Source organism: Streptomyces bullii (assembly GCF_042657145.1).
Taxonomy (GTDB): Bacteria; Actinomycetota; Actinomycetes; order Streptomycetales; family Streptomycetaceae; genus Streptomyces; species Streptomyces bullii.
This window is the reverse complement of record NZ_JBHSNY010000012.1, coordinates 35,817-62,029: the sequence shown is the minus strand read 5'-3', so window position 1 is coordinate 62,029 and position 26,213 is coordinate 35,817. Positions and strand designations below refer to the sequence as shown.

Below are 26,213 nucleotides of genomic sequence, written 5' to 3'. Positions count from 1 at the left end.
ACGCTCTCCGAGCACCGGCTCGGCCCCCTCGGGCGGCGCCCCGAGGAAGGGGCCAGGGGTTCAGCTCTTGAGCGCTGCGACGAAGGCGGACCAGGCCGTACGCCGGAGGAACAGGACCGGGCCGTCAGGGGTCTTGCTGTCGCGGACGGGGACGGCGTCGGGGAAACGGGGGGCGACTTCTATGCAGTTGCCGCCGTCGTCGTCGCTGTAGCTGCTCTTGATCCAGGTCATCGCGCCGAGTTCGTGCCTGCTCATGCTGCTCGTACCCCTCCAACGCGTCGCTGATCAGAGCGGCGGACTCACCAGGTGACGGAGCATCCGACCTGAGCACATCATAGGTCCGGTTGTGCCGCGCGTAGACGGACGGATCGTTGTTGAAGTGGCCACGCTCCAGCGACTCCGAGTAGACCCACCGCTCGCCGTCGGGCATCGCGATCAGCGCCATGGAAGTCTTGGGACGTCGAAGCTCGGCACGGGCGGCCGGGGCGATCTGGATACGGACGTTGGGACGCCGACCCATCGCCAGCAGGTGCGCGCACTGGTCACGCATCACGGACGTGTTGCCCATGACGTTACGCAGACAGCTCTCGTCGAGAATCGCCACGTACAACGGGCCGTCGTCGGACAAGAAGCGCCGCTGTCGGCTGAGTCGCGCACGGACGCGTTCCTGCACCTCTTCCGCCGTCGACGGGAGGCGAGAGAACAACGCCCGGGCGTAGCCCGGAGTCTGCAACAAGCCGGGCACGACCTGCACCTGGTACTCGTACAACTCCACAGCCACCGCATCCATCTCGGCCCTGCGCCGAAACCAATCGGGGTGTTCCACCTGCGGATACCAGTCGATCTTCCCCCACAGCCGGAGCAACACCCCACCCGTCCCCAGAAGCTCGTCGCACTTCTTCGCGAACGTGTCCTGCGGCACCCTCGTGCCCGCCTCCACGCGGGCGACGTGGGAACGGTCGCACGGGATCCTGGACGCGAGGGCGTCCTGCGTCAGCAGGGCGGCCTCTCGGTAGTGGCGAAGCAGTTCGCCGAACACGGCAGCCGTACTCGCCCCCGCTCCCGGCTCGGCGTTGCGTCGGCTCACGGTGCCGCTCTCCCCCTCCGTGACAGTGATCGTGTGGCACGCGTGAAGCGTTGATACCGACGGTTCCCGTGCGCGACGCTCGATACACCCAGAGTGATGAAGTGGGCACGGAGAGAACATGGTTGAGCGGATCGCAAAGGAAATCGACCGGGGAACGCCCGTCTATGACCCCGAGTCGGGCAGGGTCGGCGAGTACCGGGGGCAGGCGGGCCGGTACGCGATGCTGCGTCCGGTCGGCGGGGGCCGGGAGTGGGAGGCGGACGCGGCCCTGGTGCGGCCCGCGACGACGGAGGAACGGCTGAGCGCGGGTGTACAGGCGGCCAACGCCCGCTCGGCGGGCGGGCGTTACGGTGTGGAGGACCTGAGCAGGCCGCCGCTGCCCGTGCCCGGCTGCGCGGCGTGCACGGAGCTCGCCGTACGGCGCGAGGAGGCCCGCGCCCACGCCGACGGGACCGCCGAGACCGACGCGAAAGTGCCGCTGCGCCGGCATCAGCGGCGCGACCACGAGGGCACCACGGACGTGCCGGTGCGCCGCCGTGTGTTCCGGTACGTGCCGTACACGATCGTGCAGGACCCGTCGGCGGAGCCGGAGTACGAGGCGCGCTGCGTCTCCGGCGAGGAGGCCGACTGCGGTGCCGCCTCCGGCCCGTGCCCGGGGCCGGAAGAGGTCGAGGAGTGGCAGCGCAGGCACACACAGGACACCCGGCACACCCGCTACCGGCGCAGTTTCGCCGACTACGCGGTGCTGGAGCGGCAGGGCTGAGGCGGCGCGGCCGGCGTCAGGTGCGGTCGGTCAGTTTCTTGAGCTCGGGAGGGAGCTCCTTGAGGCTGTCGGCGACGACGAGCCGGAACCGGTCGGTGTCCTCCGCCACGGCGATGGCGACGGCGGGGTCCACGCCCCGCACGGTGAACGCGGTCATCAGCACCGGTCCCTCCCCGTCGTCGCCGTCGCCGGGAGTGTCGTCGCACGCCGCGCGGGTGGCGCCGCCGAGCGACTCCCCCACGGGGATGGCGGTCTCCTCCCTGCCCAGGTATCTGCGGCCGTCGTGATCGACGACGTACGCGCAGGACGCGGCGGCCTCGCCGGGCTCGTCGCCCGACTGAGACGTGCAGCCCACGGACAGCGAGGCGACGGTCGCTGCCACCAGGGCCCAGGCGGGTCCGCGACCGCCGCGCGCAGGCAACGCCTTCATCGGTACGCCTCCTTCTGGAGCCTCGGCTCCGGCTCGGTGGATACGGAACGAAGACGTGCCGGGGTCCGGAAAGGTTCAGGTGGCGGGCGCTCCTTCCGACACGAGCCGCCCTCCGGCCGCGCCGCCCTCCGGTCCCAGGTCGATGAGCCAGTCCGAGGCCCGTATGACATCCAGGTTGTGCTCGATGGTGACGACGGAGTGGCCGGCGTCGACGAGACGCTGGAGGACGTCGAGGAGGCGGGCGGTGTCGGCGGCGTGCAGGCCGGTCGTCGGCTCGTCGAGCAGGTACAGCGCGCGGCCCGTCGTGCGCCGGCCCAGCTCCTTGGCCAGCTTGAGGCGTTGGGCCTCGCCCCCGGAGAGGGTGGTGGCGGGCTGGCCGAGCGGCAGGTAGCCGAGGCCGACGTCCGCCATCCGCCGCAGGCGGGAGGCCACCGGCGGGACGTCCTTGAACACCGTCAGGGCCTCGTCCACCGTCGCCCGGAGGATCTCGGCGATGTCGTGGCCCTCGTAGCGGACGGACAGCACCTCCGGGCGGAAGCGGCGGCCCCGGCACGCCGGGCAGCGGACCTCGACCGGCGGCAGGAAGTGCATGTGGACGGTGAGCACGCCCGCGCCCTCGCAGCGTTCGCAGCGCCCGCCCGGCACGTTGAAGGAGAAGTGGCCCGCCGGCAGGCGTCCCTCGGCGCGGGCCGCGAAGACCTCTCTGATCGGGGTGAAGACGTCCGCGTACGTCGCCGCGTTCGAGCGCGGGACGCGGCTGATCGGCTCCTGGTCGATCAGGACGGCCTTGGACAGGTGCTGCCAGCCGTCGATGCCGTCGTGCTCGGCGGGCCGGTCCCCCGCGCCGTGGTAGTGCCGGCGGGCGGCCCGGCCGAGGATGTCCAGCAGCAGCGTCGACTTGCCCGACCCGGAGGGACCGGTCAGCGTCACCAGGCGGCCGAGCGGGATGCGTACCGTCAGGTCCTTGAGGTTGTGGGCCCGGGCCCCGCGGATCACCAGTGCCGTGTCACCGGAGCCGCGTCCGCGGGAGACGGGTGCGGGCAGGCGGCCCGACAGGTACGCGCCGGTCACCGAGGCCTCCGTCCGCGCCACCTCCTCCGGTGTCCCCGCCGCGACGATCCGGCCGCCGTCCCGGCCCGCGCCCGGGCCGACGTCCACGACGTGGTCCGCCGCCCGCAGCACGTCCAAATCGTGCTCGATGACCAGCACGGTGTTGCCCAGGTCGCGCAGGCGGCGCAGGACGGCGACCAGGCGGGCGGTGTCCGAGGGGTGCAGGCCGATGGTCGGCTCGTCGAGGACGTACAGCACACCCGTCAGTCCGGAGCCGAGCAGGGCGGCCAGCCGCAGCCGCTGGGTCTCCCCGGCGGAGAGGCTCGGGGTGGACTGCCCCAGGGTGAGGTAGCCGACGCCGACGTCCACCAGCCGCCGCACCCGTTCCTCCAGGTCGGCGACGACCGGTTCGACCAGCGGCCACTCGTCCCCGGCCGACCGCCGCCGCAGGCCGGCCAGCCAGGCGGCGAGCTCGGTCAGCGGCAGCCGCGTCGCCTCGACGATGGTGAGCCCGTGCACGGTCACCGCCCGGCTCTCCGCCCGCAGCCGAGTGCCCTCGCAGTCCTGGCAGACCTGCTTGGCGAGGCCCTGCTTCTCGGCCCGCTCGCGGTACTCGGGGTCGTCGGCCCGGTCGGTGTAACGGCGCAGCACCGCCGTGGCGACCCCCTCGAAACGGCCCGTGGTGACGGTCGCCGGCGGGTCGACGGCCGGGAAGTGGCGCCGGAACTCGGGGCTTTCGACGCCGTACAGCAGCAAGTCCCGCTGTGTGTCGTCCAGTTCGCCGACGGGAGTGTCCGCGTCGAAGGTGAGGCCGTAGTGGCGGGCGGCGGCGTGCAGGACGGAGAGGCTCCACTCGGTGGACTTCGGGTTCCAGCCCCGTACGGCGCCCTGGGCGACCGAGCGGCCGCCGTCGACCAGCCGCCGTACGTCGGGCCGGATCACCTCGCCGAGGCCGGTGCAGGACGGGCAGGCACCGGCGGGCTTGTTGAAGGAGAAGGAGCCCATCACGAGTTCGGGCACGAGGGTGCCGCAGTGCGGGCAGGGCGCGTGTTCGGCCTCGGCGTCCTCGTCGGCCTCGGTGTCGTAGGCGTACGCGTGCGACGGCGGGATGCTCTTTCCGCAGCCCGGGCACGGGCGTCGGCCGATCCGGGACCACAGCAGGCGCAGGTAGGTGAAGACCTCGGTGACCGTGCCGACGGTGGAGCGGGGGCTGCGGTTGGTGAGGTGCTGGTCGACGCTGATGGACGGGGACAGGCCGGTGATCGAGTCCACGGCGGGCTTGCTGACGAAGCCGGTGACCATGCCCAGCGACTCCATGTACTGCCGCTGGCCCTCCTGGTGCAGGGTGTCGAAGGCGAGCGTGGACTTGCCCGAGCCGGACAGGCCGGTCATCACGACCAGCTTGTTCTTCGGTATCTCCAGGGTGACGTTCCGGAGGTTGTGCAGGCGGGCGCCGGTGACGCGGATGCAGTCGTCCATGCCTTCAAGTTTTTCATTGAAGTGCCGTGTTGAGACTTTGGCGCCAAAGCAGACCGGTACGGTGGCTCGTTGATGGCGTAACCTTCAAATCCGTGAGCAATGAGCGTCGTCTGCGCCCGGTGGACCTGGCCCGGCTGGCCGGTGTCTCCACGCAGCAGATCCGCAACTACGAGGACGCCGGCGTGCTGCCCCCGGCGGCCCGGACGGAGTCCGGCTACCGCGCCTTCTCGGACGTGCACCGGCGTGCGCTGCTGGCGTACCGGGCACTGCTGAAGGGGTACGGGCCGGTGACGGCGACGCGCATCATGCGGACCGTGCACGACGGGGACGTTCCCGGCGCCCTCGCGCTCGTGGACGCCGCGCACGCCGCGCTGCACGAGGAGCGCGTCTCTCTGCGAGCGACGAGCCAGGCCCTGGAGGCACTGGCCCGGGAGGAACCGGCCCCACTGCCCCGCTCCGGCGGCCTGCGCATCGGCGAGGTGGCCGCGCTGCTCGGCGTACGGACGTCCGCGCTACGGGTGTGGGAGACGGCCGGACTCCTCTCCCCCGCCCGGGAACGCGGCACGCGCTACCGCGTCTACACCCCCGCCGACGTACGCGACGCCCGGCTCATCCACACCCTGCGCCGCAGCCACTACCTGTTCGACCAGATCCGCCCGGTCCTGGAGGGCCTGCGCCGCGAGGGCACCAGCGAGGCCCTGCGCGCCGCGATCGAGGCACGCGGCCGGACACTGACGGCCCGGACGCGAGCGATGCTGGCGAGCGCGGGGGCGCTCTCGGAGTACCTGAGCGGGGCGCGGTGACGACGCATCCAGGGCGGAGGGGCCGGGACCACGCGGGAGGTGATCACGGCCGGAGGACCGGTGGCGTGCTGACGGCCGGAGGACCGGTCAGGTGCCAGGTGGTCGGGTGGTCAGCGCCTCGGCGACCGCTGCGGTCGGTGGGCCGGGCCGGTACGGGCGATCAGCGCGCCTCCGCCCGCCACGGCCGGCGGAGAACAGACCCCCGTGCCGCGGCCCCCGTCTCCTTCGACACATCCGGCCGCGTCTGAAGCCACGCGACGCGAAGACCGCGACGAGGCGCTGCGCTCGCGGCACACGGCACGCGGCGGGCGCTGACAGCCCGCACGCGCGCCGTGCCGGGGGGCGCTGCGCGCTCCCGGCGCACCTCGCGGCGGGCGTGCCTCAGGCGGCGATCTCCGTCGGCGTACCTCAGCGCAGGCGGGAAGACGACAGGATCGACAGCAGGTGGGCCGGAACCATCAGCCACGTGATCGCGGCCAGTGCGGCCAGGGCCCAACGGGTCGGGTCGGTGCCGCCGGTCAGGGCGTCGGCGATCGCCACGGCGAGCAGGACGAGAGACGCCTCGATGCCGTTCGTCACGCGGTGGATCTTGAAGGCGGCCGCCAGTCGCCGCACCGCGGCCACGCCCTGCGAGCGGGGGCGGGTCGCCTCGTCGTCGGCGACGCCCAGTCCGCGTCGGGCCCGGGCCACGTCCACCAGGTCGGTGGACGCCTTCAGCAGGACCACGCCCAGGGCGGTCGCGAGGCCGAGGGACACCCAGCCGTCGAAGCCGGACTCGGCCGCCCGGAAACCGGCCCCGATCATCAGCGCGGCGTCCGCGAGATACGCCCCGAGCCGGTCGACGTAGATGCCGGTCGCGCTGTTCTGCCCCTTCCAGCGGGCGACCTCGCCGTCCACGCAGTCGAAGAGGAGGAAGAGCTGCATCAGGAGCGCCGCCAGTACCGCGCCCGTGAGGCCCGGGATCATCAGCGCCGCGCCGGACGCGACACCGCACACGACCATGGTCCAGGTCAGCTGGTCGGGCGTGACGGGCGTGCGCACCAGCTGCCGGGTGGCCCGCAGCGAGATCTTCCGCATGTACAGCCGGCCCGCCCAGTGCTCACCGTTGCGGCTCGCCAGCTTGGCCTGCGGCTGGCAGACCTCCCGCAGCTCCTCCAGAACCGGAGCAGCACCCATGACCGTTCCTCCACACCCGGGCCCGACCGCCGCCGACGCGGCGATGATCGGGCCAGGTTACAGAGGGGCCCGGGCAGGTCATGGATGAGGGCATGGACCAGGCACAGGCACGCGCATGGCTCGCCACCGCCGTCGAGGAGGCCCGGGCGGGCCTCGCCGAGGGCGGCATCCCGATCGGCGCCGCGCTGTACGGCGCCGACGGCACGCTGCTGGGCCGGGGTCACAACCGCCGGGTCCAGGACGACGATCCCTCCACGCACGCGGAGACGGCGGCCTTCCGGGCGGCGGGACGGCAGCGGTCGTACCGGGGCACGACGATGGTGACCACCCTCTCGCCGTGCTGGTACTGCTCCGGCCTGGTCCGGCAGTTCGGCATCTCACGGGTGGTGATCGGCGAGGCGGTCACCTTCCGCGGCGGGCACGACTGGCTGGCCGAACACGGCGTGGAGATCGTGCTGTTGGACGACGCCGACTGCGTCGCCCTGATGCGCGACTTCATCGAGGACCGCCCGGAGCTGTGGAGCGAGGACATCGGCGACTGACACCCGGCTCCCCACCCACGCACCGGCGGCACGCGGCACCGACCGCACCGGCGGCACGGGCGACACAGCACGGGCCGCACCGGCCCGGCGGCGGCGCTAGGAACCGCCCTCCAGCACGGCGATCAGCCGCTCGAAGCGGTCCCGCCAGCGCTGCTCCGACTCCGTCTCGCCCCGGAACTCGTGGGTGAAGCGCAACGCGGTGCCCTGGTCGCCGTCCCGTTCCAGGTGGAAGCGGATCCGGCCGCCGTCCTCCACGGTGTACTCGGCGACCCGGTCCACGTCCCACGCGGTGATCCGCCCGCTGCCCAGGCCCCGCAGCGCGACCTCACCGCCGAGCCTGGGTTCCAGCACGTCGGCCGCGGTGAACCAGGCCGCCAGCCCCTCCCCGGTGGCCAGGGCCGGCCAGACCGCCTCCATGGGCCGGGGAAGCCGTACCAGGAAGTGCAGGATGCGGATGTCCCCGTGGGTCTGGCTGGTGCCCTGTTCGACGGAACCGGTCATGACACCAGCCTGACCCCTGACGGGCGCCGGTGCACGCGTTACGGCCGCCCGGCCGGCTCGTCGACCACGGGGGTCACACGCCCGCGTAGGAGTGCTTGCCGGAGACGAAGATGTTCACGCCGTAGTAGTTGAACAGCCAGCAGCCGAAGGCGATGAGGGCCAGGTAGGCGGCCTTGCGGCCCTTCCAACCGGCGGTGGCGCGGGCGTGCAGGTAGCAGGCGTAGGCGACCCAGGTGATGAAGGACCAGGTCTCCTTGGGGTCCCAGCCCCAGTAGCGGCCCCAGGCGTCGCCGGCCCAGATGGCGCCCGCGATGATCGTGAACGTCCACAGCGGGAAGACGGCGGCGTTGACGCGGTAGGCGAACTTGTCGAGGGAGGCGGACGACGGCAGCCGCTCCAGGACGGAGGTGGCGAAGGTGCCGGGCGTGCCGCCGCTCGCGAGCTTGTTCTCGTACGCGTCCTTGAACAGGTACAGGATCGTGGCGACCGCGCCGACGTAGAAGACCGCGCCGCAGAAGATCGCGGTGGAGACGTGGATGTACAGCCAGTACGAGTGCAGGGCGGGAACCAACTGGTCGCTGGCGGTGTACAGGACGGTGACGGCCAGGCCGAGGTCGAGGAGGACCGTGGTGATCAGGAACAGCCCGAGCCAGCGCACGTTCTTCTTCAGCGCCAGCAGCAGGAGGTACACGCCGACGGCGACCGTGGAGAAGGTGATGTTGAACTCGTACATATTGCCCCACGGCGCCCGCTCCACCGAGGCCGCGCGGGCGACGACGCCGCCCAGCTCGACCAGGAAGGCCAGCACGGTGAGGGAGATGGCGATGCGCCCGTACAGGTCGCCCTGTTCGTCCCCGCCGTGCGCCCCGGGCCCGTCCGGCAGGTCCCGCTGACCGGACGCGGACCGGACGACGACCTTCGGCCGCTCCAGTACGGCGGTACCGCCGGCCTTCTTGACGGTGACCGCCGGGGTCTCGCCCTGCTCCGGTTTCGCGGTGAGGGCGGCGGCGGTGCGGGCGACCTTGCTGCGGCTGCCGAAGAGCCACTCGGCGATGTAGGCGAAGAAGGCCAGGGTGTAGACGGCCATCGCGGAGTAGATCAGCACGTTGCTGATGTTCGCGAGGTTCTCGTTGGTGGCGGCGGCCAGATCGGTTGCGGCGGCGAGAGTCACTGCTTCTCAGCCCCTTCGGCAGGTACGACTTGGGGTTCGGGGGTGGGGGTGTCGTCGCCCGGCTCCGAAGCGGGGTCGGGTTCGTCAAAGGAGTCGTCGGGTCCGGGCGCGCCGGGCGCCCGCTCGTACAGGATCCCGGCGAGGTCGCCGAGCTCCTCGGGCACCTTGGCGGACTCGCTGCGGCCGAGGCCGGCCATCTCGACGACGGTGACGCCGTCGGCGCCTCGGACCGCACGCACCCAGACGCGGCGGCGCTGGATGAACAGGGAGGCGGCCAGACCGCCGATGGCGGCGATGGCCCCCGCGAGGGCCCAGCCGCCACCGGGCTCCTGGACGACCTGAAAGCCGGCCCACTCCTTGATGTCCTTCTCGAAGGTGACCGAGCCGGCGCCGTCGGGGAGCTTCATGCTCTCGCCGGGCCGCAGCAGCTTCTTCAGCAGCTGCCCCTTGGAGTCCTTGAACTCCTTCATGTTGGTCTTGTCCATCTGGTACACGCTCTGCGGGATGCCGGAGTCGGCACCCAGGTCGCCGTGGTAGGCGGACAGCGCGAGGACCGGATAGTCCAGCGCGGGGAACTGGGAGAGCATCGTGCCGCTGGCCGAGCCGCCGAAGGTCGGCACGAAGAAGGCGTTGAAGCCGAGCTGCTCCTTCTTGCCCTGCGGGTTGCGGTAGCCGTCGAGCACCTTGACCACACCGGAGGAGGTGACGTTGGCGTCGAGCGGCAGCAGCGGCACGGCGTCGTGGTAGACGACCTTGCCCTTGCCGTCGCGGACGGTGACGACGGGGGCGTAGCCGTGGCTGACGAGGTAGACCTTCGCGTCGCCGATCTCCAGCGGCTCGTTGACCTTGATGGTGGTCTTCTTCTCCGCGCCGTACGCGCCCGCGCTGTAGTCGACGTCGGCCTGGTAGAGGCGCGGGGTGCCCCGGTTGGGGCCGGTGCGCTCGTAGGTGCCCGTGAAGTTCTTCAGGTCGAAGCTGAAGGGCACCAGGTCGTCGGTGGTGAAGAGGTTGCCGGACTTGAAGTCGTCGTACTGGGTGAGCGTGTTGGAGAAGCCGTCGCCCTCGACGACCAGCTTGTTGCCCTCGGACTTGAACAACTGGCCCCAGGCGAAGGCGACCAGCATCACGATGAGGGCGATGTGGAAGACCAGGTTGCCCAGCTCGCGCAGGTAGCCCTTCTCCGCTGCGACGGCGTCACCGGCGAGATGGGCGCGGAAGCGGCGCTTCCTCAGCAGGGCGAGGGCGGCCTCACGGACCTCCTCGGGGGCGGCCTCGGTGCGCCAGGTGGTGTGGGCGGGCAGCCGGTTCAGCCGCTTGGGCGCGCCCGGGGGGCGGCCGCGCAGCTGGCCGACGAACTGCCAGGTGCGCGGGACGATGCAGCCGATGAGGGAGACGAACAGCAGGATGTAGATCGCGGAGAACCACACCGAGCTGTAGACGTGGAACAGGCCGAGCTTGTCGTAGACGTCACCGAGGGTGGGGTGGTTCTCGCGGAAGTCGGCGACCTTCGTCTCGTCGACGCCGGACTGCGGGATCAGCGAGCCGGGGATCGCGCCGAGCGACAGCAGCAGGAGCAGCAGCAGCGCCACCCGCATGGAGGTCAGCTGCCGCCAGAACCAGCGGGCCCAGCCGATGAGGCCCAGGGAGGGCAGGTTCGGCGGATCCTCCCTGGGGGCGGTGGTGAGCTGGGAGCCAGCGGCGCCCAGGTCCTGGTCGTCCGGGGCGGCCTGGGTCGCGTCGCTGGTTGTGGTCTTGCTCATGGATCAGATCCCCACAGTGAAGCCGTTGGACCAGACCTGCATCTCCTGCACGATGCGGTCCCAGGCACCGGTCAGCAGCAGCAGACCGGTCACGATCATCATGGTGCCGCCGATGCGCATCACCCAGACGTAGTGCCGCTTGACCCAGCCGAAGGCGCCGAGCGCCTTGCGGAAGGCGACCGCGGCGAGCACGAACGGCACGCCCAGGCCCAGACAGTACGCGACGGTCAGGACGGCCCCGCGTCCCGCACTCCCCTGGTTGAGGGCGAGGGTCTGCACGGCGGCCAGGGTCGGGCCGATGCAGGGCGTCCAGCCGATGCCGAACAGCGCGCCCAGCACCGGGGCGCCGACCAGCCCGGCGGCCGGCTTCCGGTGGAAGCGGAACTCGCGCTGGGTCAGCCAGGGCATCAGCCCCATGAAGAAGACGCCCATGAGGATCATGAAGACGCCCAGCACCTTGGACAGCACGCCCCGCTCCTCCTGGAGCGTCTGTCCGAAGTAGCCGAAGAAGGCCCCGCCGGAGACGAAGACGGCCGTGAAGCCCAGCACGAACAGCGAGGCGCCGGCGACCATCCGCCCCCGCCTGGCCTCGGCCAGGTCGGTGCCGCTGACGCCGGTGACGTACGACAGGTAGCCCGGGACGAGCGGGAGCACGCAGGGCGAGAAGAAGGAGACGAGTCCGCCGAGCAGGGCGATGGGCAGGGCCACCAGCAGGGCGCCGTTGAGCACCGTGCCGTTGGGGTCCGTGACCGCGGCGAGGGTGGTGACGTCCGTCACGTCACTTCTCCGCGACGACCGGCTTGAGCATCTTCAGCAGCCGCTCCTCGCTGAGCGCGGACAGCGAGCGGGAGGCGATCTTCCCGTCCCGGTCGAGGACCAGCGTGGAGGGAACCGCCTGCGGGTTCAGGGTGCCCTTCTTGAAGCGGAGCATCAGCTTGCCGGTCGGGTCGTACAGGCTCGGGTAGGGGATCCCGAAGTCCTTCTCGAAGGCGACGGCGGCGCGCAGGTTGGTGTCCCGGGTGTTGATGCCGACGAACTGCACGCCCTTGCCGGCGTACTCCTTGGACACCTTCGCGAAGTACTTCGCCTCCGCCCGGCAGGGGTTGCACCACGAACCCCAGACGTTGAGGACGACGACCTTGCCCTTGTAGTCGGCGACGTCGAGGGACTTGCCGTCCAGGGTCTTGCCCGCCAGGTCGGGTGCCGGGCTCCGCTTGCCCTGGGCGACGGTGTCGATGCCGTCGGCGCCGGTGACGAAGTTGGTGTTGCCGCCCCCGCCGGACGTTCCGCCGGAGCCGCACGCGGAGACGAGCAGTGCGGCCACGGCGGTACCGGCGGCCAGGGCGGCGCGGCGGCGGACACGGGTCGTACGGTCCGGGCGCGAGGAGCGGTTCGAGCGCAGGGGGGCGCGGCTGGCGGCACTCATGTGAAAAGTTTCGCATGTCCGTTCTGGGGATCTCGCCCACCCCCCTTGCGGGCGGAAACCCGCATTTCAGGCGGCCTGTCCGGCCCTCTCGGCGGTCTCCTCGGCCCCTGTGGCGGCCCCTTCGGACCGCTTGGCGTCCTTGAGGAACTCCTTCCAGCCGCCGGCCGGCCGCTGCCCGACCTCCAGGGTGCGCAGCCCGGCGAGCACCTCGGGCTTCTGCACGTCCAGCCAGTCGACGAACTGCCGGAAGGAGACGAGCCGTACGTCAGCGCCCTTCTCCTTCTCCCGGGCGATGTACCGGAAGGCCTCCTCGACGGCGTCCATGTAGATGCCGCCGTTCCACTGCTCGAAGTGGTTGCCGACGAAGAAAGGTGCGCGGTTTGTCTCGTATGCTCGTTTGAAGCCCTGGATGTACGCCTGGGCGGACTGCTGCCGCCAGCCCGGGTAGTTGTGGGCGGGCGCCTTGGTCGAGTTGATCGACTGGTTGGCGAGCATGTTGTAGTCCATCGACAGGACCTCGAAACGACGGCCGGGGAAAGGTATCTGCTGCAACGGCAGATCCCACAGGCCCTGCCGCTTCACGGGCCAGACCTGGCGGCCGCCGGGCGAGGAGGCGTCGTAGCGCCAGCCGAGCTCGCGGGCGGTGGGCAACAGGTTGTCCTGGCCGAGCAGGCAGGGCGTACGGCCGCCGACGAGTTCCTTGTCGTAGTCGAAGGGCAGCGCCGGCAGATCGGTCCAGCCGGTGTGGGTGCGCCACTGCTTCACGAAGGACTTGGCCTGCTCGATCTCGCTGCGCCACTGCCCGGGCGTCCAGTGCGCGACCGAGCCGTGGGTCTCGCCGCAGAAGTGCCCGTTGAAGTGGGTGCCGATCTCGTGCCCCTCCAGCCAGGCACGGCGGACGTTCTTCAGCGTGTCCTTGATGTGCTCGTCGGTGAGGTAGCCGATGTCGGAGGCCCCGCGCGGATTGTTCGGCGGGTTGTAGAGCCGCTTCTTCGACTCGGGCAGCAGATACAGCCCCGAGAGGAAGAAGGTCATGCTCGCCCCGTGCTCCTTGGCGAGGTCCAGGAAGCGCGGGAAGAGCCCGTTGCCCACCTCACCGGCACCGTCCCAGGAGAAGACGACGAACTGCGGCGGGGTCTGACCCGGCTCCAGCGGTACGGGCTCGTCCGGCTGGTGGGGCTGCTTGCCGGTGTAGGCGGTGGAGCCGTCGCCGAGGGGGCGGGCGGTGGGCTTCGGCCTGCCGGAGGGCTTCGCGCCGGAGCCGGTGGAACCCGAGGCGTGGCTCGCGTCATCTGACCCCGTGAGGCCGCCGCAGCCCGCCAGTGAGACGGCGGCCGCGGCGCCCGCGCCGAGCCCGAGCATTCCCCTGCGGGTGAGAGTGCGCATGGCATCCCCGTTCGTCACGATCTCTGGTGGTCACCCAGTGAGAGGACGTGACGAACGGGGAGGTTCCTCACTGTCGCAGATGTTTCGCAACAAATGTCACGAAGGTGTCATAGGGCCGGCTCCCGCCCCGCCGCACGCGCCGTTCCACGCCGCGCCGCAGGCCCCGCTCTACGCCCCGAAGGCCTTGTCCTTCCCCTTCACCGGCCGGGCACCGGCGAGCAGGTGGGCCGGGACGAGGTCGCGGGCCGGTTCGGTGTAGCCGACGGACACGATCCGGTCGCCCTGGAAGGTGAAGGTCGTCAGCGACGCCAGCGTGCACTGCCGCTTGCGCGGGTCGTGCCACAGCCGCCGCCGCTCGACGTACGAGCGCACGATCCAGATCGGCAGCTGGTGGCTGACCAGCACCGCCTCGTGCCCGCGCGCCCGGTCCTTGGCCGAGTTCAGCGCGTTCATCATCCGCACGACCTGGTCGACGTACGGCTCACCCCAGGACGGCCGGAACGGGTTGGTCAGGTGCCTCCAGTTGCCCGGCTTGCGCAGCGCGCCGTCCCCCACCCCGAAGGTCTTGCCCTGGAAGACGTTGTCGGCCTCGATGAGCCGCTCGTCGGTGTCGACGTCCAGGCCGTGCGCCTTGGCGATCGGCGTGGCCGTCTCCTGTGCCCGCTCCAGCGGGGAGGCGACGACGTAGGTGACGTCACGGGAGGCGAGGTGCTCGGCGACCCGGTCGGCCATCCGGCGGCCCAGCTCGGACAGGTGGTAGCCGGGCAGCCGCCCGTACAGGATCCCGTCCGGGTTGGCGACCTCGCCGTGCCGCATCAGGTGGACGACGGTGATGTCGCCGCTGTTCGTGGCGCTCATGCGGTGGCCTCCGCCGCGGCACGGGCCGCCGCCGGGAGGGCGTCGGCGATCCGCTGCACGGCCCGTTCGTCGTGCGCCGTGGAGACGAACCAGGACTCGAAGGACGACGGCGGCAGGTACACGCCACTGGCCAGCATCGAGTGGAAGAAGGCGTTGAAGCGGAAGGACTCCTGCGCCTTGGCGTCCTCGTAGTCGCGCACCGGTCGGTCGGTGAAGAAGACGGAGAACATGTTGGAGGCGTTCTGCAGGGTGTGCGCGACGCCCTCCTTGGTCAGCGCCTCGGTGACCAGCGCCTGGATCTGCGCCGAGACGGCGTCGACCTTCTCGTACGCGGCGTCGTCGAGCAGCCGCAGCTGGGCGAGCCCGGCGGCGGTGGCGACCGGGTTCCCGGACAGGGTGCCGGCCTGGTAGACGGGCCCGGCGGGGGCGAGGTGCGCCATGACGTCCGCGCGTCCCCCGAAGGCGGCGGCGGGGAAGCCACCGCCCACCACCTTGCCGAAGGTCATCAGGTCGGGCGCGACCCCGTCGACGCCGTACCACCCGGCCCGGCTGGTCCGGAACCCGGTCATGACCTCGTCGGAGATGTACAGGGCGCCGTGCGCGTGGCAGGCGTCCTTGAGCCCCTGGTTGAACCCGGGCAGCGGCGGCACCACGCCCATGTTGCCCGGCGAGGCCTCGGTGATGACACAGGCGATCTCGCCGGGGTGGGCGGCGAAGGCGGCGTGCACGGCGTCGAGGTCGTTGTACGGCAGGACGATCGTGTCGCCGGCCTGGGCGCCGGTCACGCCGGGGGTGTCGGGCAGCGCGAAGGTCGCGACGCCGGAGCCGGCCGAGGCGAGCAGTGAGTCGACGTGCCCGTGGTAACACCCGGCGAACTTGATCACCTTGCTGCGCTGGGTGAACCCGCGCGCGAGCCGGATCGCCGACATGGTCGCCTCGGTCCCGCTGGACACCAGCCGCACCTGGTCCAGCGGCCCGATCCGGGCCACCATCTCCTCGGCGAGCGCGACCTCGCCCTCACCGGGCGTGCCGAAGGACGTACCGCGTGCCACGGCCTCCTGCACGGCGGCGATCACCTCGGGGTGCGCGTGCCCGAGGATCATCGGCCCCCAGGAGCAGACGAGGTCGACGTACTCGCGCCCGTCGGCGTCCGTCAGGTACGGCCCGGAGCCGGACACCATGAACCGGGGTGTGCCGCCCACGGCGCGGAAGGCCCGCACCGGGGAGTTCACGCCGCCGGGCGTGACGGCCGCCGCACGGTCGAAAAGAGCCTGCGAGGCTGGGGCTTCGTACGGATATGCCTGTTCGCTCATGACGTGCGACTTCTCCGACCTTCTCCGACTGCTCGGACTCCGGTTGCCAGTGACGTGTTCAGGGTAGGCCAGGGGGACGCGGTGACAGCGGGGCGCTGTGCGGGGGCGCAGCACGGGCGGCGAGGAGGCGGTGAGGGGCGACGCCGGCCGCGAAGCACCCCCCGATCCGCCGTCATCTGCGAAACTGAGACCTGATACACACAGCTCGAACGGCCCACGGTGGTCAGCGGCTGCGAAGATCCCGCGGACAGATGTTTTCACCGCACGTTTCGGCGAGCGGCCGCGGGGGAGGTCACTGACACGATGATCGGGTTGCGCGGCGGGGACCACGCGTCCTAGAACAGCAGTCGGGTGGAGATATGCATCGCGGTGGCGGACTGGGCGAGGGGACTGATGACCTCGGTCCTCGACGTGCCCGGCGGGGAAGGCACCGGCGCGACGCGGAGGACACGAACGAGACACGTCAGTCACAGGGTCTACCGAGTGAACCCGAGCGGTTCGACCGACGTATTGACCGACGGAGCGACGGTCTGCGGGCGGAGAGCAGGAATGGTGGTCGGGTGGGGGTGACGTACAAGTACTTCGGCGCGCCCGACGGCGCGACGGCGGCCCGCGTCCCGATCTCGATGCGCCCCGAGGAACTCGGCGGCGACGAGCTCGGCATGAACGGCATGTTCACCAAGATCAAGCCGGAGACCATGGCGGCCATGGTGCTGACGGGCATCGAGGGCGTTCCCCTGCACAAGGTGCCCCCGCTGGAGCTGGTCGTCCTGCACCCCGACTACGCGGTCGTGAAACTCCCGATGACGGTCGTCGACCCCCTGCGCGGCATCGGCGAGGAGGCGGTGGGCGCGGCGGCGTTCATCTGGTCGACGGTCCCGGACCGCGGGGGGCCGCGGGACGCGTTCAACGTGTACCAGCTGCTGCACGAGTGGCAGGACTTCAGCCATCGGCTGCATGAGGCGGGGCATCAGCCGTACTGCCTGGTGTGGCCCTGAGTCGGCGTTTCCCCAGGGTCGAGCGGGCTTCCGTATCCGCGCGGGAGAGCTGACCGGTGGGCCTGGGCCACGTGCCCGCCACGGCGGGTTCACGCACTCGGTCGGGGGAGGCGGTCGGCACGCGGCGGTCGATGCCGCGGGCCATCGGTGACACCCGCCCCGGCGGGTACGTCGGCTGCGTGGGCGTCTCCGCGTACAGGGCTCTGGACGAACGCCGCGCCGTGAAGGCGCTGCCGCGCGTGTGAGCCCGGTGGCCGCGACCGGTCCCCCGTTCCGGTCGCGGCCCCGGCGGTGCGGCTCCCCGCAGGGGATCAGCAGCAACCGCCCGCCGTGGCGGGTTCCTTGGTGGCGGTGGCGGTGGCGGTGGTGGCCGGGTCGGTGCAGCAGGTGCTGTCCTGCTGCCTGGCGAGCGTGTGGGCGTCGGCCTTGACGACGTACACCTCCCAGGGCTCCCGGCCGGGGCCGTGGACCCACACCTTGTCCTGGAGGGCGTAGCAGCAGGTGGTGTCGTTCTCCTCGGTGGTGGCCAGGCCGGCCTCGCTCAGGCGGGCGGTCGCGGCCTGGACGGTCTCGGTCGACTCGACCTCGACGCCGAGATGGTCCAGGCGGGTGGCCTCTTCCGCCGTGCCCTCGATCAGGACGAGCTTGAGCGGGGGTTCGGTGAGGGCGAAGTTGGCGTAGCCGTCGCGGAGTTTGGCGGGCTCGGTGCCGAACAGCTTGCTGTAGAAGGCGACGGACGCGTCGAGGTCGGGGACGCGCAGGGCGAGCTGTACGCGGGACATGGCGTACCTCCTGGTGGGCGGGGTGGATGGGCCGGTCAGCAGCCGCCGGAGGAGGCGGCCGGGGCGCCGGTGCCGATCTGGAGGGTGGTGGGGGCGCCGCAGCAGCCGCCGCCTTCGGTGCCCTGGGCGACGTTCGGGTCGTCGTACAGGCCCGCGCCGCCGCAGACGCCCGTCTCGGGCAGGGTCAGTTCGACGCGCTCGGCCGCCTCGCGGTCGCCGGCGATCGCGGCGGTGACGGAGCGGACCTGCTCGTAGCCGGTCAGGGCGAGGAACGTGGGCGCGCGGCCGTAGGACTTCATGCCGACCAGGTAGACGTCCTTCTCCGGGTGGGAGAGCTCGTTCACGCCGTGCGGGTAGACGGTGCCGCAGGAATGGACGTTGGGGTCGATGAGCGGGGCGAGCGCCGTGGGGGCCTGGAGGCGGTCGTCGAGGCCGAGGCGGACCTCGGAGAGGAAGCTCAGGTCGGGGCGGAAGCCGGTGAGCACGATGATCTCGTCGACCGGGTCCAGACGGCGGCCGTCCTCGGCGACCAGGACGACCCGGTCGCCGTCGCGTTCCGCCCGCTGGGTGCGGAAGCCGGTGATCGCGTCGGCGTGGCCGGCCTCGACCGCCGCCTTGGCGCGCAGGCCGAGGGCGCCGCGGGCGGGCAGTTGGTCGGCCTCACCGCCGCCGAAGGTGTGCGCGCCGATCCCCCGGCGCAGGATCCACGTCACGTGCGTGCCGGGCTCCGCCTCGGCCAGGTCGGCCAGGGACGCCAGCGCGGTGAAGGCGGACGCGCCCGATCCGACGACCGCGGTGCGCCTGCCCGCGTAACGGGCCCGGACGGCCGGGTCGTCGAAGTCCGGGACGCGGTAGGTGACGCGGTCGGCGACCGTCCTCTCGCCGATGGCGGGCAAGCCGTTCGCGCCCATCGGCCCGGGCGTGGACCAGGTGCCGGAGGCGTCGATGACGGCACGGGCGGTGATCCGCTCCTCGTGTCCGTCCGCGCGCAGCACGTGGACGGTGAAGGGCTGTTCGTCGCGGTCGGCGTCGACGATGCGGTCGCGGCCCGCGCGGGCGACGCCGGTCACGGTGGAGCCATAGCGGATTTTGTCGCCGAGGACGTCGGCGAGCGGCTGGAGGTACCGCTCGACCCAGTCGCCGCCGGTCGGGTAGGCGGTGCCGTCGGGGCGGACCCAGCCGGTGGGGGCGAGCAGCTTCTCGGCGGCCGGGTCGGTGATCTCGGCCCACGGGGAGAACAGCCGCACATGCGCCCACTCGCGTACGGCGGTGGCGGCGGAAGGGCCGGCCTCCACAACCAGCGGTTCCAGGCCGCGCTCGACGAGGTGGGCGGCGGCGGCCAGGCCGACCGGGCCCGCTCCGACGACCACGACGGGCAGCTGGTCGGTGGTCGGCACGCTGCTGGTGGACACAGCCACGGGATTCCCCTTTGCTTCGACATTTGTCGATGTCTTGTGCGGCCAGCATGGCACCTGATTTGACGTACGTCAACATAGACACCTGTCGAATCCAAGCGTTCACCTCCCCCATTTACTTCGACGTATGTCAACATAGATGCATGTCGAACACGAAGGTGCTGCCGCTGCTCGAACCCGAGGCATCCGAGGCCTCCGGGGCCGTCGTGCCGTGCTGTCCGCCGCTCACGGAGCGCCCGTTCACCGCGGAGGAGGCGGAGACGGCCGCGCGGATGTTCAAGGCGCTCGGCGACCCGGTGCGACTGCGGCTGTTCTCCGCGGTCGCCTCGCACGAGGGCGGGGAGGCGTGCGTGTGCGACATCTCCGACGTCGGCGTCTCCCAGCCGACCGTCTCCCACCACCTGAAGAAGCTCAAGGACGCGGGCCTGCTCACCTCCGAGCGGCGCGGCACCTGGGTGTACTACCGGGTCGAGCCCTCCGTGCTGGCGGCGATGGGCAAACTGCTGGCCACCGCGCCGGCCGGGGCGTGAACGCCCCGCGGGAGGCGTGATCCCGCTCGTCGTACGCCGCCGGGTCGCCGGGTGGCGGGGATCAACGGTCCGCGGGCCTCACGCCCCGCCCCCCACCGTGAACCCGATCACCGCCCCGCCCCCGTCCCGCCGGAGCGCGAACGGTGCTCCGCCGTGTGCCAGGGCCACCTCCCGGACGATGGACAGACCCAGCCCGGACCCGGGCAGGGAACGGGCGTCGGCGGCGCGGTAGAAGCGGTCGAAGACGCGGAGCAGGTCGTCGTCGGCGATGCCCGGGCCGCGGTCGAGGACCTCGACGCGGATGGTGCCGGGCCGGGCCGGACCGGTGACGGTGATCTCGATCGGTGCCGAGCCGTCACGGTCGAACTTCACCGCGTTCTCGACGAGGTTGGAGACCGCCCGCGTCAGCATGCCCGGCCGCCCGTCCGTCGTGGTGTCCCCGCTCGCGCGGACCGTGATCCGCCGGCCGCTGCGGCGCCGGGCGAGACCGGCCACGTCCTCGGCGATGTCGGCGAGATCGACCCGCTGCGGCGGTTCGGTGTCGGACTGCCCGGCCGCGAGGTCGACGAGCTCGTTGACGAGGTCGGTGAGCTCACGGGCCTCCTGGCCCAGGTCCGCGACGAGTTCCTCACGGGTCCCGGGCGGGAGTTCGTCGATGCGCCGCAACAGGGAGATGTTCGTACGGAGCGAGGTCAGCGGCGTGCGCAGCTCGTGGCCGGCGTCCTGGACCAGGCGGCGCTGGTCCTCCTCGGACTGGGCGAGCCGGCCCAGCATGCGGTCGAAGGCGCGGCCGAGGCGCCCCACCTCGTCGTGGCCGGCGACGGGCACCTGGATGCCGAGCCGACGGGTGCGGGCCACGTCCTCCGCCGCCGTGGTCAGCAGGATCAGGCGGCGGGTGATGCGCCGGGCCAGCCACCAGCCGAACAGGCCGGCGGCGGTCACGACGGCGATCATCAGGAGCAGCGTCCACCGCTGGAGGGCCCGCAGCAGGTCCTCGGTGTCGCTGAACTCCTGCGCGACCTGCACGGCACCGCGGCCGCCGCCGAGCGCGACGGTCGCCACGCGGTAGACGTCGTCGCCGACGTCGACGTCCTTGTGCTCGGCGACGCGCCCGGCGACGGCGGCGCCCGCCACCGTGCGGTCCGCGTCCGTGACCGGCAGCCCGGGGCTGCCCGGGTCGAGGATCCCGCCGTCCGGGCCGAGCACCTGGACGTCGGTGCGGGCGGGCCGTACGAGGTCGTGGCCGGGCGCGGAGGAGGAGAAGTCGCCGGGCGTCATACGGTTCTCCCGGACCTCGTTGCGCAGGTCCTGCACCACCTCGTTGAACACCGACTGCTGGTCGACGCGCACCAGCCGGGCCGCGGCCCCGTACGACAGGATGCCGACGAGGACGGTGACGGCCGCCGTCACCGCCGCGAACGACACGGCGAACGTGGTCCGCAGCGACACCAGGTGGGGCCGCCGCCGCGCCGTCAGCCGCCCGAGGCGGCCCGGAGCCACTCAGTCCTCCCGCAGCACGTAACCCACGCCGCGCACCGTGTGGATCAGCTGCGGGGCGTCCGGCTCGTCGAGCTTGCGGCGCAGGTAGCCGACGTAGACGGCGAGGTTCTTGGAGCCGGGTCCGAAGTCGTAGCCCCAGATGCGGTCGTAGATCGTGGAGTGGTCGAGGACGATGCCGGTGTTGCGGACCAGCAGCTCCAGCAGCTCGAACTCGGTACGGGTCAGCTCCAGCTCGCGGGCGCCGCGCCAGGCGCGGCGGGCCTGCGGGTCCATGCGGATCCCGGCCGCCTCGATGAACCGCTCCGGCGCCGGCTTCGGCGCCTCCGCCGCGGCGGCGCCCACGGGCACCGGGCTGGTGCGGCGCAGCAGGGCGCGCAGCCGGGCGAAGACCTCCTCGACGTCGAAGGGTTTGACGACGTAGTCGTCGGCGCCCGCGTCCAGGCCGGCGATGCGGTCGGCGGTCTCCACCAGCGCCGTCAGCATCAGGATGGGCGTGCGGTCGCCCTCGGCGCGCAGCACCCGGCACACCTGCAGCCCGTCGATGCCGGGCATCATCACGTCCAGGACCAGGACGTCCGGACGGTTCCGGTGGGCCGTCGCCAGCGCCTCGACACCGTCGGCGACCGCCGTGACCTGGTAGCCCTCCAGGGTCAGGGCGCGCTCCAGGGCGTGGCGGATGGCGCGGTCGTCTTCGGCGAGCAGCACAGTGTGGGGCACGCGTCCATAGTGCCAAGATCCGCCGGTCGCGGGACGCGCCGAGGGGCCCGGGGCCGTCCTTCTTACTGGCCTCTCACCTGCCGCGACGCAACCGGGAGCGAGCCCCTACCGTCTTCTCACCGGGCCGCCAGCAGGCCCGCGTGGGTCGGGGCGTCCGGCACGCCGGCCGGGCGGACGGCGGCGAACTCCTTGCGCAGCACGGGGACGACCTCCTCGCCGAGCAGGTCGATCTGTTCCAGGACGGTCTTCAGCGGCAGCCCGGCGTGGTCGATCAGGAAGAGCTGCCGCTGGTAGTCGCCGGCGTACTCGCGGAAGGTCAGCGTCTTCTCGACGACCTGCTGCGGTGAGCCGACGGTCAGCGGCGTCTGGGCCGTGAACTCCTCCAGTGACGGGCCGTGTCCGTACACCGGCGCGACGTCGAAGTAGGGCCGGAACTCGCGGACGGCGTCCTGGGAGTTCTTCCGCATGAAGACGTGCCCGCCGAGGCCGACGATCGCCTGCTCGGGCGTTCCGTGGCCGTGGTGCGCGTACCGGGCGCGGTACAGCTCGACCATGCGCCGGGTGTGTTCGGCGGGCCAGAAGATGTTGTTGTGGAAGAAGCCGTCGCCGTAGTACGCCGCCTGCTCGGCGATCTCCGGTGAGCGGATCGAGCCGTGCCAGACGAACGGCGGTACGCCGTCCAGCGGGCGGGGCGTGGCGGTGAAGCCCTCCAGGGGCGTACGGAACCTGCCTTCCCAGTCGACGGCCTCCTCGCGCCACAGCCGGTGCAGGAGGGCGTAGTTCTCGATCGCGAGCGGGATGCCCTGGCGGATGTCCTGGCCGAACCAGGGGTAGACGGGGGCGGTGTTGCCGCGGCCCAGCATGAGGTCCACCCGGCCGTCGGCCAGGTGCTGGAGCATCGCGAAGTCCTCGGCGATCTTCACCGGGTCGTTGGTGGTGATGAGGGTCGTGGCGGTGGAGAGGATCAGCCGCTCGGTGCGGGCCGCTATGTAGCCGAGCATCGTCGTCGGGGACGACGGCACGAAGGGCGGGTTGTGGTGCTCGCCGGTCGCGAAGACGTCGAGCCCCACCTCCTCGGCCTTGAACGCGATGGCGACCATGGCCTTGATGCGCTCGCGTTCGGTCGGTGTCCGCCCCGTGGTGGGGTCCGGTGTGACGTCACCGACGCTGAAGATCCCGAACTGCATGCCCGCTCCCGCCCTCCCGTTTGTTGATGGTTAAACCATGCCAGGCGCCCCTCCTCACATCCAGTTGACCTCGCCTCCCGCGCTCCGGGGAGACGCACCTGCGTGACGCAGCCATCGCGGGACGCGCACCGCATGACCCTCAGCGCGCCCGGCGACGGCCCCGTCCGCCTGCCGCCCAGCGCGGTGGAGGACTGGGCGGAGCCCGTGACGAGGAGGTGCACCAGGCACGCGAGCGCGACGACGCCGAGAACGCGACACCCGGCGATCAACGCCCGGCCCGGTCAGACCTCCCCGGCCCGCAGCCGTGCCACCTGACCGGCGCTGAACTCCGCCGTACGCCTCATGTGGTCGATGAACAGGGCGAGTTGGGAGTCGTCCAGGTCGTCGAAGAGCGCCACCCAGCCGCCGCTCAGCCGGTCCCAGACCCGCCCGAACTCGGCGATCCGCTCCGGCACCGTCGCCACCAGCACCCTGCGCCGGTCGGCCACGTCCCGCTCCCGGACGACGTACCCGGCGCGCTCCAGCCGGTCCACCAGCCGCGTCGCCGACCCGGTCGTCAGCCCGGTCAGCTCGGCGACCCGGCCCGTGGTCACCGGCCCGCCCTCCAGTGTGAGCAGGTTCAGGCACTGCAGATCGGTCGGATGCAGGCCGAGGCGGTCGGCGACGGCCTGGTTGAACAGGGCGTACGCCGCCATGTAGCGGCGGGAGACGGTGGACAGCTCGTCCAGCAGCCGCTCCCGTGCCGTGCCTTCCATACCGTCCACCTTCCTCTGCACCGTGCAGGGATCGTAGGACGCACACGACCCGGCACCACGCACCGCCGCCCCGGCGACGGGGCCGACAGAGGCCGTGAGGCCGACAGCCGCCGACAGCCCGTCGGGGCGACAGCCGTCAGAAGTGGTACGGGTCCCCTGTGTCCAGCACGAGCACCCGCTGCCGGTCGTTTCGCCGGTCGCGGTCCACCGCACCGCCGCCCCACACCGTGTCGAGCTCCAGCAGCACCTCCCCGGGCGCGCCCCGCAGCCGCACCCGCAGATCGATCCGCTCCCCCACCCCGTCCGCCGCCAGCGGCCCCGTCCGGCACAGGACCCCCTGCCGGCCCGAGCGCGCACACCCCTGCGGCAGCTCCGCCCGGTTCTCCAGCGGCGCCGACCAGCGCAGCCGCACCGTCGCGTCCGGCACCGCGGACGGCCCGTGGTTGCGCGGTGTGAGCCGCACGTCGACCAGGCCCCCGGTCAGGACCGCGGACCCGTGATAGGCCAGATCCGCCTCCGGTCCGCCGCCGGCCCCCACGGCCGGAGCCGCCCCGCCGGCCGTCAGCGCGACCGCGGCCCACACGGCGAGCCCTCGCACCCTGCGCATACCGCCCACTCCTCACTCCACCGAGGTCGTAGGCATGTATCCCACGCCGCCCGAACCCCAGGCGCCCTCCAACAGGTGACGTCCGGCAGGTGACGTCCGGCAGGTGACGTCCGGCAGGTGACGTCCGGGCCCGGGCCGCCTGCCGGACCGGGCCCGGTCAGGGCGCCTCTAAGGCCGTGCGGCGCCGTGCGAAGCTGCCGGCATGCTGATCCTCCGCTCCGCCGCCCTGTTCGCCGTCGCCGCGCTCTTCGAGATCGGCGGCGCCTGGCTGGTCTGGCAGGGCGTACGCGAACACCGCGGCTGGCTCTGGGCCGCCGGCGGCGTCCTCGCCCTGGGCGCGTACGGCTTCGTCGCCACCTTCCAGCCCGACGCCCACTTCGGCCGAGTCCTCGCCGCGTACGGCGGGATCTTCGTCGCCGGCTCGATCCTGTGGGGCGTGGTGGCGGACGGCTACCGCCCCGACCGCTGGGACGTGGCCGGGGCGCTGGTCTGCCTCGCCGGCATGGCGCTGATCATGTGGGCGCCGCGCAACGGCGGCTGAGACGTCGTGCCGCGCTGTCAGGGCGGCACGTCGGGCAGCAGCCCGAGCTGCCCGAGGAAGTCCATCTGGTCGAAGTAGAGCCGGTAGCTGACGATCCGGCCGTCCCGCACGGTCGCCAGGTCCACCCCGCGGATCCTGATCTCCCTCTGCGTCGCCGGCAGCGACTCCCCGGACGGCATCTGCAGCGGCCCGGTGTTCCGGCCGCTGAAGAACCCCTCGTCGATGGCGGTGTCGCCGGCCTCGAACTGGTGCAGCGGTTCGAACGTGGCCTCCGGAATCGCCTCCGTCGTCTGCCGCCACCACTCGACGATGTGGTCGCGCCCGTGGATCTCTCCGCCGTCGGGCGTGACGGCGACCGCGTCCTCGGCGAACAGCTCTGCGAGAGCCTTGAGGTCCGGCTCGGCGGTGACCGCCTCGGTGAGCCGGTCCATCACCTCACGCGCCTGTCCCATGGTCCACCTCCCGGTCCGGAGGATCACCCACCTCATTCTCCCACCGCGGGCCCCGGCGGGCCGCCCCAGGGGCCCCGGCTACAGGGCCCCCGGACGCCCGCGGCCGGTCACCTACGCTGGACGGCAGCCGACCGTACGAGCCCTTCCGAGGAGCAGCCCATGGCCACCGCCGCACCCTCCGCCGCCTCCCGCATCGCCGTCGTCACCGGTGCGAGCAGCGGAATCGGCGCCGCCACGGCCCGGCAACTCGCCGCGGCCGGTTACCGCGTCGTCCTCACCGCCCGCCGCAAGGACCGCATCGAGGCCCTGGCGGAGGAGATCAACGAGGCGGGCGGACAGGCCACTTCGTACCCGCTCGACGTCACCGACCGCGCGGCGGTCGACGAGTTCGCCACCGCGTTCCAGACGATCGGCGTCCTCGTCAACAACGCGGGTGGCGCCCTGGGCGCCGACCCGGTCGCCACCGGCGACCCGGCGGACTGGCGCCGGATGTACGAGACCAACGTCATCGGCACGCTGAACCTCACCCAGGCCCTGCTGCCCAAGCTGATCGCGAGCGGCGACGGCACGGTGGTCGTGGTCTCCTCGACCGCGGGTCACGGCACGTACGAGGGCGGCGCGGGCTACGTCGCCGCCAAGCACGGCGCCCACGTCCTCGCCGAGACGCTCCGCCTGGAGATCGTCGGCCGGCCGGTCCGCGTCATCGAGATCGCGCCCGGCATGGTCAGGACGGACGAGTTCGCCCTCACCCGCTTCGGCGGGGACACGGAGAAGGCGGCCAAGGTCTACGAGGGCGTCTCCGAGCCCCTGACCGCCGACGACGTCGCCGACACCATCACCTGGGCGGTCACCCGCCCCAGCCACGTCAACGTCGACCTCCTCGTCGTCCGTCCCCGCGCCCAGGCGTCCAACACCAAGGTCCACCGCGACCTGTGATGCCGGACGAGCCCGCACGGACCGCGAGCTCGGCGCGCGGCCGACGCC

28 protein-coding genes are annotated in these 26,213 nt (G+C 72.0%); 7 read left to right on the top strand and 21 right to left on the bottom strand.

The genetic code is table 11. The features are described 5' to 3' along the window. Positions 1-60 precede the first annotated feature (60 nt). Both ACFPZJ_RS30945 and ACFPZJ_RS30940 read right to left on the bottom strand, forming a co-directional pair. Positions 61-183: a DUF397 domain-containing protein gene (locus ACFPZJ_RS30945; protein ID WP_381028984.1), complete on the bottom strand. Its 123-nt coding sequence runs from the start codon at positions 181-183 to the stop codon at positions 61-63. Next, positions 125-1,087 carry a helix-turn-helix domain-containing protein gene (locus ACFPZJ_RS30940; RefSeq protein WP_381028522.1) on the bottom strand — a complete coding sequence of 321 codons (963 nt, stop codon included), beginning with the start codon at positions 1,085-1,087 and terminating at the stop codon, positions 125-127. Before ACFPZJ_RS30940 ends, ACFPZJ_RS30945 begins: the two co-directional genes overlap by 59 nt. 118 nt (positions 1,088-1,205) lie before the next feature. On the opposite strand from ACFPZJ_RS30940, the gene ACFPZJ_RS30935 reads away from it, so the two are divergent. Next, a complete protein-coding gene (locus ACFPZJ_RS30935; protein WP_381028519.1) occupies positions 1,206-1,850 on the top strand; it encodes a DUF7848 domain-containing protein in 645 nt (214 codons plus the stop codon). Between the two features lie 16 nt (positions 1,851-1,866). Here the strand turns inward: ACFPZJ_RS30935 and ACFPZJ_RS30930 are convergent, their stop codons facing one another. Continuing rightward, on the bottom strand, positions 1,867-2,280 hold the full coding sequence (locus tag ACFPZJ_RS30930; RefSeq protein ID WP_381028516.1) for a DUF6281 family protein: 414 nt from the start codon (positions 2,278-2,280) through the stop codon (positions 1,867-1,869). A 75-nt stretch (positions 2,281-2,355) separates the two neighbouring features. Beyond that, positions 2,356-4,809, bottom strand: a complete 2,454-nt coding sequence (uvrA, locus tag ACFPZJ_RS30925) for an excinuclease ABC subunit UvrA (RefSeq protein ID WP_381028513.1) — start codon at positions 4,807-4,809, stop codon at positions 2,356-2,358. Between the two features lie 92 nt (positions 4,810-4,901). Here uvrA and ACFPZJ_RS30920 point away from each other — a divergent pair, with 92 nt between their 5' ends. Continuing rightward, positions 4,902-5,612 carry a MerR family transcriptional regulator gene (locus tag ACFPZJ_RS30920; RefSeq protein ID WP_381028510.1) on the top strand — a complete coding sequence of 237 codons (711 nt, stop codon included), beginning with the start codon at positions 4,902-4,904 and terminating at the stop codon, positions 5,610-5,612. 408 nt (positions 5,613-6,020) lie between these two features. On the opposite strand, the gene ACFPZJ_RS30915 is transcribed toward ACFPZJ_RS30920, so the two are convergent. Beyond that, on the bottom strand, positions 6,021-6,788 hold the full coding sequence (locus ACFPZJ_RS30915) for a CDP-alcohol phosphatidyltransferase family protein (protein ID WP_381028507.1): 768 nt from the start codon (positions 6,786-6,788) through the stop codon (positions 6,021-6,023). Between the two features lie 92 nt (positions 6,789-6,880). Between ACFPZJ_RS30915 and ACFPZJ_RS30910 the strand changes: the two genes are divergently transcribed. Further along, the gene (locus ACFPZJ_RS30910) at positions 6,881-7,330 is read left to right on the top strand and encodes a nucleoside deaminase (RefSeq protein WP_381028504.1); all 450 of its coding nucleotides are present in this window, start codon (positions 6,881-6,883) and stop codon (positions 7,328-7,330) included. 96 nt (positions 7,331-7,426) lie between these two features. Here ACFPZJ_RS30910 and ACFPZJ_RS30905 read toward each other — a convergent pair whose 3' ends face one another. The 8 genes from ACFPZJ_RS30905 to hemL all read right to left on the bottom strand — a co-directional run bounded on the left by ACFPZJ_RS30905 (position 7,427) and on the right by hemL (position 15,745). Next, positions 7,427-7,831, bottom strand: a complete 405-nt coding sequence (locus ACFPZJ_RS30905) for an SRPBCC domain-containing protein (RefSeq protein ID WP_381028501.1) — start codon at positions 7,829-7,831, stop codon at positions 7,427-7,429. A gap of 73 nt (positions 7,832-7,904) precedes the next feature. After that, on the bottom strand, positions 7,905-9,002 hold the full coding sequence (ccsB, locus tag ACFPZJ_RS30900) for a c-type cytochrome biogenesis protein CcsB (protein WP_381028498.1): 1,098 nt from the start codon (positions 9,000-9,002) through the stop codon (positions 7,905-7,907). Beyond that, positions 8,999-10,762 (bottom strand): cytochrome c biogenesis protein ResB, encoded by a 1,764-nt coding sequence (resB, locus tag ACFPZJ_RS30895; protein ID WP_381028496.1) that lies wholly within the window; start codon positions 10,760-10,762, stop codon positions 8,999-9,001. The genes ccsB and resB overlap by 4 nt, the downstream gene beginning before the upstream one ends. Before the next feature lie 3 nt (positions 10,763-10,765). Next, positions 10,766-11,539: a cytochrome c biogenesis CcdA family protein gene (locus ACFPZJ_RS30890; protein ID WP_381028493.1), complete on the bottom strand. Its 774-nt coding sequence runs from the start codon at positions 11,537-11,539 to the stop codon at positions 10,766-10,768. Between the two features lies 1 nt (position 11,540). Continuing rightward, positions 11,541-12,188 carry a TlpA family protein disulfide reductase gene (locus ACFPZJ_RS30885; protein WP_381028490.1) on the bottom strand — a complete coding sequence of 216 codons (648 nt, stop codon included), beginning with the start codon at positions 12,186-12,188 and terminating at the stop codon, positions 11,541-11,543. Between the two features lie 66 nt (positions 12,189-12,254). After that, on the bottom strand, positions 12,255-13,574 hold the full coding sequence (locus tag ACFPZJ_RS30880) for a polysaccharide deacetylase family protein (RefSeq protein WP_381028487.1): 1,320 nt from the start codon (positions 13,572-13,574) through the stop codon (positions 12,255-12,257). A 168-nt stretch (positions 13,575-13,742) separates the two neighbouring features. Further along, complete coding sequence (locus ACFPZJ_RS30875) at positions 13,743-14,432, bottom strand: histidine phosphatase family protein (RefSeq protein ID WP_381028484.1); 690 nt, start codon at positions 14,430-14,432, stop codon at positions 13,743-13,745. Further along, entirely contained in the window at positions 14,429-15,745 is a 1,317-nt protein-coding gene (gene hemL / locus ACFPZJ_RS30870; RefSeq protein ID WP_381028481.1) for a glutamate-1-semialdehyde 2,1-aminomutase, read from the bottom strand. The genes ACFPZJ_RS30875 and hemL overlap by 4 nt, the downstream gene beginning before the upstream one ends. Before the next feature lie 359 nt (positions 15,746-16,104). Between hemL and ACFPZJ_RS30865 the strand changes: the two genes are divergently transcribed. Continuing rightward, on the top strand, positions 16,105-16,743 hold the full coding sequence (locus ACFPZJ_RS30865; RefSeq protein ID WP_381028479.1) for a hypothetical protein: 639 nt from the start codon (positions 16,105-16,107) through the stop codon (positions 16,741-16,743). A 311-nt stretch (positions 16,744-17,054) separates the two neighbouring features. On the opposite strand, the gene ACFPZJ_RS30860 is transcribed toward ACFPZJ_RS30865, so the two are convergent. Together ACFPZJ_RS30860 and ACFPZJ_RS30855 are read right to left on the bottom strand one after the other, a co-directional pair. After that, the gene (locus ACFPZJ_RS30860) at positions 17,055-17,525 is read right to left on the bottom strand and encodes an ArsI/CadI family heavy metal resistance metalloenzyme (protein ID WP_381028476.1); all 471 of its coding nucleotides are present in this window, start codon (positions 17,523-17,525) and stop codon (positions 17,055-17,057) included. Between the two features lie 35 nt (positions 17,526-17,560). Next, positions 17,561-18,937, bottom strand: a complete 1,377-nt coding sequence (locus ACFPZJ_RS30855) for an NAD(P)-binding domain-containing protein (RefSeq protein ID WP_381028980.1) — start codon at positions 18,935-18,937, stop codon at positions 17,561-17,563. A 146-nt stretch (positions 18,938-19,083) separates the two neighbouring features. Here ACFPZJ_RS30855 and ACFPZJ_RS30850 point away from each other — a divergent pair, with 146 nt between their 5' ends. Then, the gene (locus ACFPZJ_RS30850) at positions 19,084-19,470 is read left to right on the top strand and encodes an ArsR/SmtB family transcription factor (RefSeq protein ID WP_381028473.1); all 387 of its coding nucleotides are present in this window, start codon (positions 19,084-19,086) and stop codon (positions 19,468-19,470) included. A gap of 78 nt (positions 19,471-19,548) precedes the next feature. On the opposite strand, the gene ACFPZJ_RS30845 is transcribed toward ACFPZJ_RS30850, so the two are convergent. The 5 genes from ACFPZJ_RS30845 to ACFPZJ_RS30825 form a co-directional block, all read right to left on the bottom strand. Continuing rightward, the gene (locus tag ACFPZJ_RS30845) at positions 19,549-20,970 is read right to left on the bottom strand and encodes a HAMP domain-containing sensor histidine kinase (protein WP_381028470.1); all 1,422 of its coding nucleotides are present in this window, start codon (positions 20,968-20,970) and stop codon (positions 19,549-19,551) included. Beyond that, positions 20,971-21,687 (bottom strand): response regulator transcription factor, encoded by a 717-nt coding sequence (locus ACFPZJ_RS30840; RefSeq protein ID WP_381028467.1) that lies wholly within the window; start codon positions 21,685-21,687, stop codon positions 20,971-20,973. A 116-nt stretch (positions 21,688-21,803) separates the two neighbouring features. Then, on the bottom strand, positions 21,804-22,874 hold the full coding sequence (locus tag ACFPZJ_RS30835; protein ID WP_381028464.1) for an LLM class flavin-dependent oxidoreductase: 1,071 nt from the start codon (positions 22,872-22,874) through the stop codon (positions 21,804-21,806). Between the two features lie 281 nt (positions 22,875-23,155). Next, the gene (locus ACFPZJ_RS30830) at positions 23,156-23,629 is read right to left on the bottom strand and encodes a MarR family winged helix-turn-helix transcriptional regulator (protein WP_381028461.1); all 474 of its coding nucleotides are present in this window, start codon (positions 23,627-23,629) and stop codon (positions 23,156-23,158) included. Between the two features lie 136 nt (positions 23,630-23,765). Continuing rightward, positions 23,766-24,236, bottom strand: a complete 471-nt coding sequence (locus tag ACFPZJ_RS30825; protein WP_381028459.1) for a hypothetical protein — start codon at positions 24,234-24,236, stop codon at positions 23,766-23,768. A 202-nt stretch (positions 24,237-24,438) separates the two neighbouring features. Between ACFPZJ_RS30825 and ACFPZJ_RS30820 the strand changes: the two genes are divergently transcribed. Then, positions 24,439-24,777, top strand: coding sequence for a YnfA family protein (locus tag ACFPZJ_RS30820; protein WP_381028456.1), 339 nt, complete (start codon positions 24,439-24,441; stop codon positions 24,775-24,777). A 17-nt stretch (positions 24,778-24,794) separates the two neighbouring features. Here ACFPZJ_RS30820 and ACFPZJ_RS30815 read toward each other — a convergent pair whose 3' ends face one another. Further along, positions 24,795-25,229: an ester cyclase gene (locus ACFPZJ_RS30815; protein ID WP_381028453.1), complete on the bottom strand. Its 435-nt coding sequence runs from the start codon at positions 25,227-25,229 to the stop codon at positions 24,795-24,797. Positions 25,230-25,388: 159 nt separating this feature from the next. Here ACFPZJ_RS30815 and ACFPZJ_RS30810 point away from each other — a divergent pair, with 159 nt between their 5' ends. After that, a complete protein-coding gene (locus tag ACFPZJ_RS30810) occupies positions 25,389-26,165 on the top strand; it encodes an SDR family NAD(P)-dependent oxidoreductase (protein WP_381028450.1) in 777 nt (258 codons plus the stop codon). The last annotated feature ends 48 nt before the right edge of the window (positions 26,166-26,213 follow it).